Consider the following 15303-nt stretch of genomic DNA (forward strand, 5'->3'; position numbering starts at 1 on the left):
AGTCTGACGTCCGTGGTGCCCAGGAGAGGACTTGAACCTCCACGTCCATAAGGACACTAGCACCTGAAGCTAGCGCGTCTACCAATTCCGCCACCTGGGCAGACATCAGAACTCGTTTCGGCCCGTAGACCCGGATCAGCAGTCAAGTTATTGAAACTTAAATGCTTTACCCGCTTTCTGGTATCCATCTTAACGTGTGTCACGCCAACATGAAACCCGAAATTGGTGCCCAGAAGAGGACTTGAACCTCCACGTCCATACGGACACTAGCACCTGAAGCTAGCGCGTCTACCAATTCCGCCATCTGGGCAAGTGGTGCCGAATAATACGGATGTACTGCGGGAATGCAAGCTTTTTCTTTCATGCCTTGTTGAGCGGGCCGCAGAAAGCCTCTCTCGCTTCATGAGGATAGACAGAGACCAGAGAGAGGACAGACAGATGAAGCTCATCGATTGGCGAGCTTTCAGGCTTGAGAGTCTGGCCTCGGGCCGCCATTGAGAGCACTGAATGGCCCCTCCGCCGTGATGAGTGGCGGGGAATGGTTGGGTCGGCCCAAGGGTAGAGGCTATAATGCGCGGATGAGAGACAACCTGTCATTCCGTGCCGCGATCGCTGCCCGTCTCGAATTCATCGTCAAGGAATCCTGATTAATGACCCAATGGACGCTCAGCGACGACCCGCACGCGGAACGCGAAGCCCATAAGTACGACAAGCCCATCCCCAGCCGAGAGTTCTTGCTCGACAAGCTGGAAGAGTATGGCAAGCCCATTACCCACGAGAACATGAGCCGCATGCTCGGTTTCGAGGACGAGGAGCAGCAGGAAGCTGTGCGTCGTCGCCTCAATGCCATGGAGCGTGACGGTCAGGTGCTGCGCAATCGTCGCGGCGCCTATGCCCTGATCGACAAGCTGGACCTGATCCGTGGCCGCATCGTCGGTCACCGTGACGGCTTCGGCTTCCTGGCGCGCGAAGATGGCGTCAAGCCGGACCTCGCCGTACCGCCGCGCCAGATGCGTCGCGTCTTCCATGGCGATCAGGTGCTGGCGCGCATCAGCGGCCGTGACCGTCGTGGCCGTGACGAGATCACCATCGTCGAGGTCTTGGCGCGCAACACCCAGACCCTGGTCGGCATTTATCGTCAGTCCGAGCCGGACTTCGGTGTGCTGATTCCCGAGAACTCGCGCATCGCGCAGGAAGTCATCATCCCCAACCGCGTGGTCAATGGTGCCAAGGATGGCCAGGTGGTGTCCGTGCGCATCACTCAGCAGCCCGCTACACGCGTTCAGCCGGTGGGTGAAGTGGTCGAGGTGCTCGGTGAGCGCATGGACCCGGGCATGGAAATCGATATCGCGATCCGCTCCCACGATATCCCCAGTGAATTCCCGCCGGAAGTCGAAGACCAGATCTCGACCATCTCCGCCGAGGTGCTGGAAGAAGACAAGAAGGGGCGCATCGACCTGCGCGAGACACCGCTGGTCACCATCGATGGCGAAGACGCGAAGGACTTCGATGACGCCGTCTGTGCCTGGCAGGACGACAGCGGCAACTGGAAACTGCTGGTCGCCATCGCCGATGTCTCCCACTACGTGCGTGGCGGCAGTCCGCTGGATCAGGAAGCCTACGTGCGCGGCAACTCGGTGTATTTCCCGGGGCAGGTCGTGCCGATGCTGCCGGAACTGCTTTCCAATGGACTGTGCTCGCTCAATCCGCACGTCGACCGTCTGACCATGGTCTGCGAGCTGACCATCTCCGCCCGGGATGGTGAGATGCTCGATTATCGCTTCTTCGAGGCCGTGATCCGTTCCCATGCCCGCCTGACCTACAACAAGGTCGGTACCATGCTGGAAGATCCGGACAGCGAAGAGGGTCAGGCACTGTGCCAGCAGTACAGCGAGCTGTTGCCGTCACTGCACAACCTGCATGCCCTGTACGGCGTGCTGCGCAAGGCGCGTGACAAGCGCGGTGCCATCGACTTCGAGACCACCGAGACCCAGATCCTGTTCAACGATGAGCGCAAGATCGAGCAGATCGTGCCGCGTACCCGCAACGACGCCCACAAGCTGATCGAGGAATGCATGCTGGCGGCCAACGTCGCGACGGCGCGTTTCCTGGATGAGCACGATCTCCCGGCACTCTATCGTGTCCACAAGCAGCCGGCGCCGGAGCGCCTGAGCAATCTGCGCGCCTTCCTGGGCGAGCTGGGGCTGACGCTGGAAGGTGGTGACGAGCCGGCACCCAAGGACTTCCAGGCACTGCGTGCCTCGATCGCCGAGCGTCCGGACCTCGACATCATCCAGACCGTGATGCTGCGCAGCATGACCCAGGCGGTCTACTCGCCGCAGAACGAAGGTCACTTCGGTCTGGCCTACGATGCCTATGCGCACTTCACCTCGCCGATCCGTCGTTATCCGGATCTGCTGGTCCACCGTGCGATTCGCTCCGTCATCCGTGGCCCGCGCAAGACCGACACCGTGCTGCGCGCCGAAGATGCCGTGACCGAACGCCCGACCAAGTGGTGCCCGTACACCTTCGAGCAGATGCTCGAGCTGGGTGAGCACTGCTCGATGACCGAGCGCCGAGCCGATGAGGCGACGCGTGACGTCAACGACTGGCTCAAGTGCGAGTTCATGAAGGACAAGGTCGGCGAAGTGCTGGAAGGCACCGTCGCGGCGGTCACCCAGTTCGGCCTGTTCGTGCGCCTGGATGCCTACTACGTCGAGGGCCTGCTGCACATCTCCTCGCTGCCGTCCGACTACTATCACTACGAGGCTGAGAAGCACCGCCTCAAGGGTGAGCGTGCCGGCGTCAGCTATGGTCTCGGCGATGGCGTCACCGTCCAGGTGGCACGTGTCGACATGGATGAACGCAAGATCGACTTCATGCTCAGCGATCCGACACCGCGCCCCAAGCGCAAGCCGCGCAAGTCGCGCAGCAGCGAGCGAGAGGGTGGCAAGTCATCTGCGGCCAAGAGCAGCTCACCTTCCGGCAAGGAGTCCTCTTCCAAGGGGCGCCCCGGCAAGCGTGAACGCGAGCGTCTCAAGTCCCTGACTGAAGAAGTCAGCCAGGAAGGCAATGGCAACGCGACTGCGGCCGAAAAATCGGCAGGTGAGCGTCCGCCGCGCAAGCCGCGCGGTGAGCGCAATGACCGCTCAGGCCGTGGAGAGCGCAAGGCGTCTGCTGGCAATGAGCGTGAGTCTGCGCCTGAAGCGCCGGCAGCAGCGCGTCCGGCCGTGCCGAGTGGCCCGGAAGCCGCCGACAGTCCGTTCGCGCCGGTGGCACCGATGGGGGCTGCAGGCAAGGACGATCCGTCGCGCAAACGCGGTTCGCGCTCGCGCGGGCGTCGCGGTAACGGCCGTAGCTGATTTCGGCTCGGCTCCTCACGCGTCATTGCAATTGCATCAGCCCCGGCTCCGGTCGGGGCTGATGCGTTGGGCAGTTCAGGCTGCACGATTTCAAGGCTGTCGCGTCGGCGGCAGCTCAGTTTCCGTCAATGTGACAGGGCCCGTCGGGTCATCAGTCAGGAAGGCACAATGAGTCAGGACAAGGGGCGCAAGCCCGGCCGCGGCAAGCCCGCCGGCGAGCGTGCTAGCCACGCCAGAAGTGAGCATTCCCGAGGCGAGCGCAGTGGCGCTCAGCGCCATGAGCGAGGCGGGGCACGCAAGGGTGGCACTCGCGCCGCTGCGCCGAAGATTCCCGGTGGGCTGGAAGCCGTCTATGGCGTGCATGCCGTGGAAGCCTTGCTGGCACGAGATCGTGCGCCCAGCGAGCTATGGGTGCAGGCGGGCGAGGCCGAGCTGCGCCTGAGCGAGATCATCGAGCAGGCGCGTGCCGCCGGCTCGCGCGTCACCCTCAAGGGGCGCGAGGAGCTGGATGCACTGGCCGTCGGCGGTGGTGCCCATCAGGGGCTGGTCGCGCTGTGCGCGCCACTGGCCACCGAGAACGAGACCGGCCTCAAGCTGCGTCTCGATGGCTGGTCCCACGCAGAAGCTCCGCTGTTTCTGGTGCTGGACTCCGTCACGGATCCGCACAACCTCGGCGCCTGCCTGCGCAGTGCCGATGCTGCGGGCGCCCATGGCGTCATCGTACCCAAGGACAAGTCGGCTTCCCTGAACGCGACCGTGCGCAAGGTGGCCTGTGGGGCTGCGGAAGTGGTGCCGGTCTATCAGGTCACCAATCTGGCCCGCACGCTGGACGCCATGAAGGAGGCCGGTGTCTGGGTGCTGGGTACGGCGGGGGAAGCCGAATCCATGGCCTTCGAAGCCGACTTCACCGGCCCGGTCGCCATCGTGATGGGTGCCGAGGGCAAGGGCATGCGTCGCCTGACCCGCGAGCATTGCGACAGCCTGATCAAGCTGCCGATGGCGGGTAGCGTCTCCAGCCTCAATGTCTCGGTTGCCGCGGGCGTCTGTCTGTTCGAGGCCGTGCGTCAGCGCCGCGGCTGAGGCAATTGTCGGCAGGGGATAGGCAGGCAGGGCAGAGGCAAGAGAGAGGCAAGAGAAAGGCGGCCGGCGGAACGGGGCTGGCTGTCTTTCACGGGCCGCTTGCCAAGCCCTTGACTCCTCTCTACAATACTGCGGTTCTGTGAAGTGCAGTCTGCAGTGAATGCGCGGCATGGGGGCACCTGTCCTCGCCCGCGTGCGTCTTTCGTGGCCTTCGGGTCTGAATGGCACAACCGTAGTAATCACTCCACTCCTTGCTTCCCGGCCCGAGACGCGCCGTGGGGGCTGTCAAACCGAAAGGAGCCAAGCCATGCGTCACTACGAGATCGTGTTCATGGTCCACCCGGACCAGAGCGAACAGGTTCCGGCCATGATCGAGCGTTACACCTCCATCGTGACCGAAGCCGGCGGTACTGTGCATCGTCTGGAAGATTGGGGTCGCCGTCACCTGGCCTACCCGATCAACAAGATCCACAAGGCCCACTACGTGCTGATGAACGTCGAAACTACCGGTGAGGTGGTTGAAGAACTCGAAACCATCTTCCGTTTCAACGACGCCGTCATCCGTAACCTGGTTGTGCGTTCAAAGGAAGCGGTCATCGAGCCGTCTCCGATGATGAAGCCGGCTGAAGAGAAGCGTCCGCGTCGCGAAGACAAGCGTGACGAATCCGAAGCTCAAGACGCTAACTGATACCGCACCCCCAGGAGGTCATTGCAATGGCACGTTTTTTCCGTCGTCGCAAGTTCTGCCGCTTCACCGCTGAAGGCGTGAAGCAGATCGACTACAAGGACATCGAAGTCCTGAAGTCTTACATCACCGAGACCGGCAAGATCGTCCCGAGCCGTATCACTGGCACCAAGGCACGCTACCAGCGTCAGCTGGCGACTGCCATCAAGCGTGCTCGCTACCTGGCTCTGCTGCCGTACAGCGATAGCCACCAGTAAGGCGACACCATGATGCTGGCACTGGCACGCTGGGCCATGCGCGGCCCCCTGCAATGCATTGCGATTGCATTGCTGACGGGAATCGTGCCCTGGTTCTTCTGGTTCAGTGCCGCCATCAGTGCGCTGGTCACGCTTCGGCGTGGCCTTGCGCCTGCCGCACCCGTAGTCATCGCCGCCGCCGTTCCGGCCGGTTGGTGGTGGGTACAAGGCGATCCGGTGCCTTTGGCAACCGTATTGCTGGTCACCCTGATGGCAACCCTGTTGCGCGCTCGCGTGCGATGGGGGGAGGCGCTGATAGGCGCCAGCCTGACGGCGGCACTGATGGTGCAGTCCGGGATATTCCTGCCACCAGGCGGAGCCGGTCCACTGCTTGAGAGCATTCGCAAGAATGCCCCTGAGCTTGACGCACGCTTGAACGACTTTGCCGCTCAAGGTGTGCCGACTGAACAGCTCGCAGGGCTGGTCATCGGTAGTATTACCGGGTTGGTGGTCCTGCTGGCCGCCACGGGCTGTCTGGCCCTGGCGCGCAGTTGGCAGTCCGGGCTCTACAATCCGGGTGGGTTTCGCCGCGAATTCCATGCCTTTCGGCTGAGTTTGCCCGAAATCCTGATACTGGCAGCCTGCGGGATCATTGGCGTACTGCTCAATGTGCCTGCAGTGCTCCTGCTGATCTGGATACCGCTGCTGGTGGCGGGCATTGCCCTGGTACATGGTTACATCGGGTTAAAGGGGATGAGCGGGTTATGGCTCGTCGGTGTCTATTTCATGATGCTGACCACCTGGCCCACGATTCTGATTTTGCTGCTGTTGGCGCTTGTGGACGTCTTTGCGGATTTTCGCGCACGTCTCGCCGGCAGTCATCGATAAGAGGTTTACGAGATGCAAGTCATTCTGCTCGACAAGATTGGCAAGCTGGGTAACCTGGGTGACCAGGTTTCCGTCAAGGCTGGCTTCGGTCGCAACTACCTGCTGCCGTACGGCCTGGCAGTTCCGGCCACTGCTGAAAACCAGGCGGCTTTCGAAGCTCAGCGCGCTGAGCTGGAAGCACAGGTTGCAGAGCGCAAGGCCGAAGCTGAAGCGCGTGCCGCTCAGCTGAACGAAATCGAACTGTCCCTGGTCGCCAAGGCTGGCGATGAAGGCAAGCTGTTCGGTTCCATCGGTCCGCGTGATCTGGCCGAAGCTATCGCCCAGTCTGGCATCGACGTCGCCAAGAGCGAAGTCCGCATGCCGGAAGGCCCGCTGCGTAACACTGGCGAATACGACATCGTGCTGCAGCTGCACGCTGAAGTGACTGCCACTGTCCGTGTGGTCGTGGTCGGCGAGTAATCGCTGATCTGCAGTGGCTGGCCGGTGATCCGGCGTAGCGACTGCTGCGGTACCCAAGCCGCCTTTGCATCCTTGATGCGAAGGCGGTTTTTTCATGGGCGTGATTTGTCGTCGTCGAGGCGATGACGCACAAAATCCGGTAGAATGCCTGCCCCCGTCAGGAAGAGGCTTCGGCGTGGGCGCGACGGTTGGCAGGCTTGCGTCAATGCGTGAAACTAGAAGCCCCCGCGGGCATGTCAGTCATCAGCAGGAGTCAGTCAGGCATGAGCGAGATTCAGGATCGCGAGACGGCAGCGCTCAAGGTGCCGCCCAATTCGCTGGAGGCCGAGCAGTCGGTGCTTGGCGGCTTGATGCTGGACAACAGCGCCTGGGATACGGTCTCCGAGCGGCTGGTGGCCGACGACTTCTACCGTTATGAGCATCGTCTCATCTACAACGCCATGTCTCAGCTGGTCGGCGGCAGCCGCCCGCTGGATGTGGTGACGTTGTCCGAGCTGCTGGAAAGTCGTGACCAGCTCGAGTCGGTCGGCGGGCTGGCGACCCTGGCCGAGCTGGCGCGCAATACGCCCTCGGCCAGCAACATCAAGGCCTATGCTGACATCGTTCGCGAGCGCGCCACGCTGCGCAAGCTCATCCAGGCGGCCAACCAGATTGCCGAGAGCTCCTTCAGCCCGCAGGGGCGTGATGCCGATGAGCTGGTCAACGAGGCCGAGCGCCTGGTGTTCCAGATCAGCGAATCGCGGCCCAAGAGCGGTGGCCCCCAGGGCATGAGTCAGCTGCTGACCGGCGCGGTGGACCGCATCGATGAGCTGTTCAACCTCAAGGGCCAGATGACGGGCCTGTCGACCGGCTTCCGCGATCTCGATGACATGACCTCCGGCCTGCAGCCGTCGGATCTGGTGATCATTGCCGGGCGTCCCTCGATGGGCAAGACCACCTTTGCCATGAATCTGGTCGAGCATGCCGTGGTCTCCGGCGACAAGCCGGTCGCCGTCTTCTCGATGGAGATGCCCGCCGAGTCGCTGATGTTGCGCATGATCTCCTCATTGGGCCGCATTGATCAGACCAAGGTGCGTACTGGCCAGCTGGAAGACGAGGATTGGCCGCGTCTGACTTCGGCGGTCAACCTGCTCAAGGACAAGCAGCTGTTCGTCGATGACACCGCGGCGCTGTCGCCCAACGAGATGCGCTCGCGCTGTCGACGCATGGCGCGTGAACACGGCGGCATCGGTCTGATCATGATCGATTACCTTCAGCTGATGCAGGTGCCGGGGCTTTCCGAGAACCGGACCGCGGAGATCTCCGAGATCTCGCGCTCGCTGAAGGGCCTGGCCAAGGAATTCGACTGCCCGGTGGTGGCGCTCTCGCAGCTGAACCGCTCGCTTGAGCAGCGCCCCAACAAGCGCCCGGTGATGTCGGATCTGCGTGAATCCGGCGCCATCGAGCAGGATGCCGATGTCATCGCCTTCGTCTACCGTGATGAGGTCTACAACAAGGACAACCCCGACAACAAGGGACTGGCCGAGTTGATCATCGGCAAGCAGCGTAACGGCCCCATCGGTACCGTTCACATGGCCTTCATCGGCAAGTACACCCGTTTCGAGGACCTGGCGCCCGACAGTTATGGCCAGGCCTTCGCTGAATAACGTGATGCGTACGCGCGTCAATCATGTACCCGGGCGGCGGCATCGCCGTTGCCTCGCAAGACCCGCACTGACGGGGAGGAGATAGCATGGCAGGTGGATTTGGGCGCGGACGCGCACGTACCCCCAAGCTGCAAGGCCGCGGCACGCTGGAGAGTCTGGAGCGTGAAGGACCCTTCAAGGAATGGCTGGGCATGCCGGACCTCTACCGCTTCACGCTGGTCGTGGAAGGTGAGAGCTACAGCTACCAGACCGAAGACAGCGAAGTGCCGGTAGAGGCTGGCGATATGGTCGTCTTCCGTTACAAGGAGACCAAGGCGGGCAAGTGGATCGACCGCAACTCCCTCGGCAAGGCCATCGACCCCAACTCGCTGTAGGCGTCACTCCAGTGCATGAGGACCACGCCATGCCGGCTGCCAGGCCGGCATGGCGTGATCCTGTGTTCATCGAGATGGTCGGTACGTCGAGATGGTCGGTATAACGTCCCCCGGGCAGGATGCCGATCTGGGCTGTGGCATTTCCTCTGCCGGATGAGGCGCCTCATGCGCCGCGTGCAATCTTTGTCATCCCTTTGTCATGTCAGCATGTTCAGATTCTGACATGCTCCCTTCCCCGCCCCTGCAAGCCGCCCATGGCCAGCCTGTCGTCGAATCCTGTTATGCACTGGAGGCGTTGCTGCGTCAGCGCCAGGTGAGCATGCATTTCCAGCCCATCGTGTCGTCCAACGGGCGTGAGGTGTTCGCCTATGAGGCGCTGGCGCGCGGGAATGCCGCGGGGCCACTGGCCTCACCACTGGCGATGTTCTCGGCGGCGCGCGAACACGGCCGGCTGGTGGAACTCGACAGCCTGTGTCGCGAGCGTGCGCTCGAGCAATGGTCGACGCTGGGCCTGACGGAGCGGCTGTTCATCAACGTGTCTCCCGATGTGCTGCTGGATGGCACCCACTCGCCCGGCCTGACGCGACGCCTGCTGCGGCGCTTCGGCCTGCGTCCGCACCAGGTGGTGATCGAGCTGACCGAGCAGACGCCCGGGCTGGATTCGGCGCTGATGCGGGAAGCCGTCAGTCATTATCAATCGATGGGCTTCGCCATCGCGCTGGATGATCTCGGCGAGGGCTATGCCAGCCTCAAGCTGTGGTCGTCGGTGCAGCCGGACTTCGTCAAGATCGACCGTCACTTCATCAGTGGTATCCATGCCGACCCGCTCAAGCGGCGCTTCGTGCGCTCGATCATCGATATCGCCCACGGTAGTGGCAGTCAGGTGATCGCCGAGGGCGTCGAGCGTGAGGCGGAAATGGAGTGCGTGCGACAGCTGGGGGCCGACTACCTGCAAGGCTGGTTGTTCGCGCCGGCCGAGGCCGACCCAATCGGCCAGCGCGCCGCGCTCGACCGGCATCTGCGCCGACTGAGTCGCAGGCTGCATCACCGCCCGCCGCCTGGCCGCAGCATCGGCAGCCTGGCGCGCGCCGTGACGCCGGTGCAGCAGGATGTCACCGTCAATGAGGTCGCCCAGCGACTACATGCCGAGCAGGAGGTGATGTCACTGGCCGTGGTGGACGAACAGCAGCGACCAGTGGGCATGATCATCCGCCATCGCCTGCTGGGGCTGCTGAGCCAGCGCTTCGGACCGGAACTGTATGCACGACGCTTGATCCACGAGGTCATGCAGAGCAGTCCGCTGCGCGTCGAGGCGGATGAGACGCTGGAGCGCGTCTCGGCCAAGGTGACCGGCCGCGAAGGCAGTGATCGGGATGAGGACTTCATCATCACGCGCGGCGGGCGCTATCAGGGACTGGGGCGCACCCTGGACTTGCTGCGCATCATCACGGAGCTGCAGGTCGCGAGTGCCGAGGAGGCCAATCCATTGACGCGCCTGCCGGGCAACGGGCCGATTGAGCGCCAGTTGCTCGAGTGCGTGGCTGGCGAGGGCGCGGGCTTGGGTGAGGGGTTGGGCGAGGACTTGCGAGAGAACAGTAGCGCGCGCAGTGCCGAGTGGGCGGCGATCTATCTGGATCTCGACAACTTCAAGCCCTTCAATGACCGCTTCGGCCACGCGCAGGGCGACCGCATGCTGCTGGCGCTGGCGACGGTATTGCGCGATGCGCTGCAGGAGGGTGACTTTCTCGGCCATGTCGGCGGCGATGATTTCGTGATGACGCTGTGCATGGCCGAACCGCACCGGGCACTGCGCCTGACAGCGCTCGAGCAACGTCTAGCTGGCCTGCAATCGGCATTCCAGCATGCGGTCTCCAGCCTGTATCCGGCCGATGTACTGGCAGCGGGAGGCTTTCAGGGCCACGACCGCTTCGGCACCACGCGCTTCTTTCCGCTGACGCGACTGTCACTGGTGGCGCTGCATGATCTTGCCGGGTGCGAGATGACCCACATCGCCGCGCGCTGGAGCGAGCTCAAGAGCGAAGCCAAGACGCGAGACTCCGGGCGTGTCATCGAGGCATGTACCTCACCAGTGCAGTGATCTCCGCCTGCGAGTCACTCAATCGTCATCCGCCTGCCCCATGACTGTCATCGCTGGCCATCAGTCTGGCGTGAAGCCTTGAAGTACATCCTGAAACGTCGGGCTGCTGGGGTTAGGATTCGCCCAGCACCTGTTTTCACGGGCTATCCTTGTACCACGTCGTCGTCTTGCGGCCTTGCCATGCGCAGCCCCCTGGGTGCGCAGGAGTCTTTACATGTCCAGAACCACCAGCATCTTTACGCCGTCCGCCATCTTTACCAGCAATCTGCAGGCGCTGATGGCCGAATACCCTGCACTGGAGGCGCGCGTGATCAGTCATGCCGCCAGTCGTTTCTATCAGGTTCAGCTGGTGCTCGAAGCCGCCGGCGAGGAAGGGGAGGAGCGCAGTGAGCTGCTGATGAAGCGCGGCAAGCCGATGCTGTTCCGCTCGTTGGAGGATGTCTACAGCGAGCTCAAGCGGGGCGGGATGTCACGGGCGTGGCTGGTCTCGCAGGTCGCCAATGACGAGATGATCGGACGCCCGCCGCAGTACCATCAACCCTTGAGCTCGCGTATCCCGCTGAGCTTCTGAGCCCGCGCCTGGTGGCTCAGGTGTGCTTTTGAGGCACCCAGCGGCCAATGCGCTCGCGATGGCGGGCGAAGAAGCGGTAACTCAAGTCCATCAGCGGGCGCAGGCCCGGCAGCAGCGACAGGCGCACCAGGCGCCGATAGCCGAGTACTGCATAGAGTGCTCGGCTGGCATCCATGCCGACATACCATTCCCCGCGTGCGTCCTGCACGTGCAGACGTCCCATCATCGTCTCGAAGCTCAAGTCCAGCGCCTGAGGCGAGAAATCTGGTGCACGGATATCCACCGTTATGACTCGCTCCCGCCTCGGATGCCTGGCCAGCCAGGCGACCTCGCGCTGGCACAGGGGACACTTGCCATCGTGATAGAGCGTGACCGGTGCGCTGGCTTGCCAGATGCGGCTCATGAGGATTCCTTGTCGGTGATGAGACTGGAAGGCGCGGCGTAGTAACCGGCGCGATGGGCATCACTGCCATAGTCCGCGGCGCTGTCGAGGCGAGCCAGGAAGGCGTCGGCCTGTTGCAGCAGAGCTTCGCGCTTGTCGTCCTTCATGCGTCGCCAGCTGCCGTAGACCAGTGACATGCGCGGATTGCGCGACAATGCTTCGCGATGGCGCTCGATGAAGTGCCAGTAGAGGCTGTTGAACGGGCAGGCATGCGTGCCGGTGACCTGCTTCGGCGAGTACTGGCACCTGTCGCAGTGATTGGACATGCGGTCGATGTACTTGCCAGAGGCGCAATAAGGCTTGGAGCCCATCAGGCCGCCATCGGCATGCAGCACCATGCCCAGCGTATTGGGCAGCTCGACCCACTCACAGGCGTCCACATAGACCGCCAGATACCAGTCGCATAGCGCCTCGGGCTTCACGCCGCACAGCAGCGCGAAGTTGCCCGTGACCATCAGGCGACGAATATGGTGGGCGTAGGCATGCTCGCGGGTGCTGGCGATGGCCTGATCCAGACAGCGCATGCCGCTGTCTCCCGTCCAGAAGAATTCCGGCAGGTTGCGGCTGGCTTCCAGCCGGTTCTCGCGCTTGTAGCCGGGCATGCGTGTCCAGTAGATGCCGCGAACATATTCGCGCCAGCCGAGTATCTGGCGAATGAACCCTTCCGCCGAATTGATCGGTACATCGCCGCGCCGCCAGGCAGCGTCCACGGCGTTGCAGACCTCCTGCGGGCTCAAGAGCCCGATATTGAGCGCGGCGGACAGACGTGAATGGAACAGGAAGGGGTCGCTGTCCTCGATGGCATCCTGATAGCGGCCGAAGTCTGCCAGGCAGTGATCGAGAAAATGCGTGAGGTCAGAGCGAGCCTGGGTGCGAGTGACGGCCCAGTTGAAGTTCTCGAGGCTGCCGAAGTGGCGATCCTTGCCACTGGCCTGTTCCCCGAAGCGCGCCGCGACCAGCGCCAGCACCTCGCGAGTGGTCGCATCTTCGTGATGGGCATGCACCGGTGGTGGCGGGGCATGGAAGTCGTCTGGAATCGGTTCGCGGTTGTCGTGGTCGTGATTGAACTTGCCGCCGGCGGGTTCGTTGCCTTCCATCAGCAGGTCGGTGTCACGGCGTTGTTCGCGATAGAAGTATTCCATGCGCAGTTGCTTGCGGCCCTCGGCCCAGCCGGCGAATGCTGCCGGCGTGGTGAAGAAGCGCGTGTCCTCGAGGACTTCCCAGCGCACGCTGCCGGCTTCGCGTCGCGCCATGAAGTCGTCCAGCAGACGCCACTCGCCGGGGCGGGTCACCAGCACGCCATCACACTGATACAGGGCGGCCAGACGCTCTGCCTCGCTGGTTAGACGTTGGAGGTTGTCCGGGTCCTCCAGTCGGCTTTCATGTACCTGCCAGCCACATTCCCTGAGTTCCTGGGCATGATGGCGCATCGCGGCCAGCATCATCGCGATCTTGTGCGGGTGGTGCGGTACGTAGCGGCCTTCCTCCTCGACCTCGCAGAAGGCGATCACGCTGTCGGCTGGCGCCTGCTTGAGGCTTGCCAGGTCATGGCTGAGCTGGTCGCCGAGAACCAGCACCAGTGGCCGCGCAAAGTCATGACGCGTCGCCAGACGCAGAATAGCGGGGGTGGGATCGGGCACGAGGCCTCCGGAGGGGTTATGACAATAATTGTCTTAAAGCTATACAAATCGTGATGATAGTATAACTTCATCCCTCACGCACAGGGCGAGCTGGTAATATGGCTGCGCTGTCGGTGAAGTTTGCTGCGTTGTCGGTGACAGTGGATACGCTGCCGCTTTACCTCTCTTCTTGCCCCTAGTCAGGAGTCCATCATCCATGAGTACCCCGCGTTTTGGCGTCATGCTGGTCAATCTCGGCACCCCCGATGCCCCGACCCCCAAGGCGGTGCGCCGTTATCTCGCGGAGTTTCTCGGTGATGTGCGCGTGATCGACCTGCCGCGTCTGCTCTGGCTGCCGATTCTGCATGGCCTGGTGTTGACGACGCGTCCCAAGAAGGTGGCCGAGGCCTACGCCTCGGTGTGGACGGAAGACGGCTCGCCATTGATGGCGATCGGCAAGCGTCAGCGCGCCGCGCTGGAAGCACGCCTGGCCGAGTCACTGGGCGAGGACATTCCCGTCGAGCTGGCGATGACCTACGGCAAGCCGACCATGGAAGAGGTGGGGCGCAAGCTCGCCAGCCGCGGTGCCGACCGCATGCTGATCCTGCCGCTCTATCCGCAGTTCTCGCGCACGACCACCGCCGCGGTCTTCGATCGCCTGGCGCGTGCGCTCAAGCCGTGCCCGCATCTGCCGGAGCTGCGTTTCGTGCGCGACTATCACGATCATCCAGATTACATCGCGGCGCTGGCCACCAGCGTGCGGGAGCATTGGGAGAAGGAAGGTCGGCGCGGCAAGCGCCTGCTGATGAGCTATCACGGCATTCCCAAGCGCTATGCCACCGCAGGTGACCCCTACCCGACGCAATGCGAGCGAACCAGCCAGTTGCTGGCCGAGGCGCTGGGGCTTGGTGACGATGAATGGGCGATGACCTATCAGTCACGTTTCGGCAAGGCCGAGTGGCTCAAACCGTACACCGATGAAACGCTCAAGGCGTGGGGCGGTGAAGGGCTGGAAAGCGTCGATGTCATCTCGCCGGCCTTCGCGGCTGACTGTCTCGAGACGCTGGAAGAGCTGGAGGAAGAGAACCGCGGCTACTTCACCGAATCCGGTGGTGGCGACTTCCGCTACATTCCGGCGCTCAATGATCGCAGTGATCATATCGATCTGCTCGAGGCGCTGTGTCGTCAGCATACCCAGGGCTGGTAACCAGCAGGCCCGTCAGACTTCTTCCATAGCCTGAGAAATGAAAACGCCCCACCAGTCATCACTGGTGGGGCGTTTTCATGTTGCTTGTCTGTTGTTCGTGAATCCGCTCCTGCGAATCAGCGCTCGCGGCTCAGAGTCAGGAGGGTGAGAGCCTGTCTGGCGAGAGCCGAGAGCCGAGAGCCGAGAGCCGAGAGCCGAGAGCCGAGAGCCGAGAGCCGAGAGCCGATCACGGCAGGCGGGATTCGCTGGCCTCGGCGTTGACCTCGTCCGGCTCCTCGGCGACTTCAAGTTGCTCCGGCACGTTGCGTGTTCGCTTGTCCGCCACCAGCTTCTGGTGCAGCGCCGCCTTGGATAGCAGATGAGCAGTCACGGGGGCGGTGATGAACAGGAAGATGGACACCAGCATTTCCTGGAAGCTGAAGTGGCCGGTGGTGGCGCGGAAATAGATCATCGACGCCATCAGCACGCAGCCGACCCCCAGCGTGGTGGTCTTGCTGGGGCCGTGCAGGCGCATGTAGAAGTCCTTCAGGTGCGTCAGTCCCAGGGAGCCGATCAAGGCAAACAGGCCGCCGGCAACCAGGAAGAAGGCGATCACGCCTTCGAGTACAGGATAGAACCAGGTGGGCATGGGGAATC

The 15303-nt window shown here is 62.9% G+C and carries 14 protein-coding genes and 2 tRNA genes; 11 read left to right on the forward strand and 5 right to left on the reverse strand.

What is annotated here, in order from left to right; genetic code table 11:
* Positions 1-13: 13 nt before the first annotated feature.
* Both FLM52_01705 and FLM52_01710 read right to left on the reverse strand, forming a co-directional pair.
* Positions 14-100, reverse strand: a tRNA-Leu gene (locus FLM52_01705).
* A 123-nt stretch (positions 101-223) separates the two neighbouring features.
* Positions 224-310 (reverse strand) — tRNA-Leu (locus FLM52_01710).
* Between the two features lie 340 nt (positions 311-650).
* Between FLM52_01710 and FLM52_01715 the strand changes: the two genes are divergently transcribed.
* The 10 genes from FLM52_01715 to FLM52_01760 all read left to right on the forward strand — a co-directional run bounded on the left by FLM52_01715 (position 651) and on the right by FLM52_01760 (position 11399).
* Positions 651-3362, forward strand: a complete 2712-nt coding sequence (locus FLM52_01715) for a ribonuclease R (protein NVN54521.1) — start codon at positions 651-653, stop codon at positions 3360-3362.
* A 168-nt stretch (positions 3363-3530) separates the two neighbouring features.
* Complete coding sequence (gene rlmB, locus FLM52_01720; GenBank protein NVN54522.1) at positions 3531-4442, forward strand: 23S rRNA (guanosine(2251)-2'-O)-methyltransferase RlmB; 912 nt, start codon at positions 3531-3533, stop codon at positions 4440-4442.
* A gap of 307 nt (positions 4443-4749) precedes the next feature.
* The gene (gene rpsF, locus FLM52_01725) at positions 4750-5130 is read left to right on the forward strand and encodes a 30S ribosomal protein S6 (protein NVN54523.1); all 381 of its coding nucleotides are present in this window, start codon (positions 4750-4752) and stop codon (positions 5128-5130) included.
* A 26-nt stretch (positions 5131-5156) separates the two neighbouring features.
* Entirely contained in the window at positions 5157-5384 is a 228-nt protein-coding gene (gene rpsR, locus FLM52_01730; GenBank protein ID NVN54524.1) for a 30S ribosomal protein S18, read from the forward strand.
* 12 nt (positions 5385-5396) lie between these two features.
* Positions 5397-6251 carry a hypothetical protein gene (locus tag FLM52_01735; GenBank protein NVN54525.1) on the forward strand — a complete coding sequence of 285 codons (855 nt, stop codon included), beginning with the start codon at positions 5397-5399 and terminating at the stop codon, positions 6249-6251.
* A 12-nt stretch (positions 6252-6263) separates the two neighbouring features.
* Positions 6264-6710, forward strand: a complete 447-nt coding sequence (gene rplI, locus FLM52_01740; GenBank protein ID NVN54526.1) for a 50S ribosomal protein L9 — start codon at positions 6264-6266, stop codon at positions 6708-6710.
* 263 nt (positions 6711-6973) lie between these two features.
* Positions 6974-8356 carry a replicative DNA helicase gene (gene dnaB / locus FLM52_01745; protein ID NVN54527.1) on the forward strand — a complete coding sequence of 461 codons (1383 nt, stop codon included), beginning with the start codon at positions 6974-6976 and terminating at the stop codon, positions 8354-8356.
* Between the two features lie 86 nt (positions 8357-8442).
* Entirely contained in the window at positions 8443-8730 is a 288-nt protein-coding gene (locus FLM52_01750) for a hypothetical protein (GenBank protein ID NVN54528.1), read from the forward strand.
* 199 nt (positions 8731-8929) lie between these two features.
* Positions 8930-10828: a GGDEF domain-containing protein gene (locus tag FLM52_01755; protein NVN54529.1), complete on the forward strand. Its 1899-nt coding sequence runs from the start codon at positions 8930-8932 to the stop codon at positions 10826-10828.
* Between the two features lie 277 nt (positions 10829-11105).
* The gene (locus FLM52_01760) at positions 11106-11399 is read left to right on the forward strand and encodes a hypothetical protein (protein NVN54530.1); all 294 of its coding nucleotides are present in this window, start codon (positions 11106-11108) and stop codon (positions 11397-11399) included.
* A gap of 16 nt (positions 11400-11415) precedes the next feature.
* Here the strand turns inward: FLM52_01760 and FLM52_01765 are convergent, their stop codons facing one another.
* A complete protein-coding gene (locus FLM52_01765; GenBank protein NVN54531.1) occupies positions 11416-11802 on the reverse strand; it encodes a DUF393 domain-containing protein in 387 nt (128 codons plus the stop codon).
* Positions 11799-13451, reverse strand: a complete 1653-nt coding sequence (locus tag FLM52_01770) for a cryptochrome/photolyase family protein (GenBank protein NVN54532.1) — start codon at positions 13449-13451, stop codon at positions 11799-11801. Before FLM52_01770 ends, FLM52_01765 begins: the two co-directional genes overlap by 4 nt.
* 226 nt (positions 13452-13677) lie before the next feature.
* Here FLM52_01770 and FLM52_01775 point away from each other — a divergent pair, with 226 nt between their 5' ends.
* Entirely contained in the window at positions 13678-14667 is a 990-nt protein-coding gene (locus tag FLM52_01775) for a ferrochelatase (GenBank protein NVN54533.1), read from the forward strand.
* 226 nt (positions 14668-14893) lie between these two features.
* Here the strand turns inward: FLM52_01775 and FLM52_01780 are convergent, their stop codons facing one another.
* Entirely contained in the window at positions 14894-15295 is a 402-nt protein-coding gene (locus tag FLM52_01780) for a Na+/H+ antiporter subunit G (GenBank protein ID NVN54534.1), read from the reverse strand.
* Positions 15296-15303: the final 8 nt, after the last annotated feature.

The organism is bacterium Scap17, assembly GCA_013376735.1.
Lineage (GTDB): Bacteria > Pseudomonadota > Gammaproteobacteria > Pseudomonadales > Halomonadaceae > Cobetia.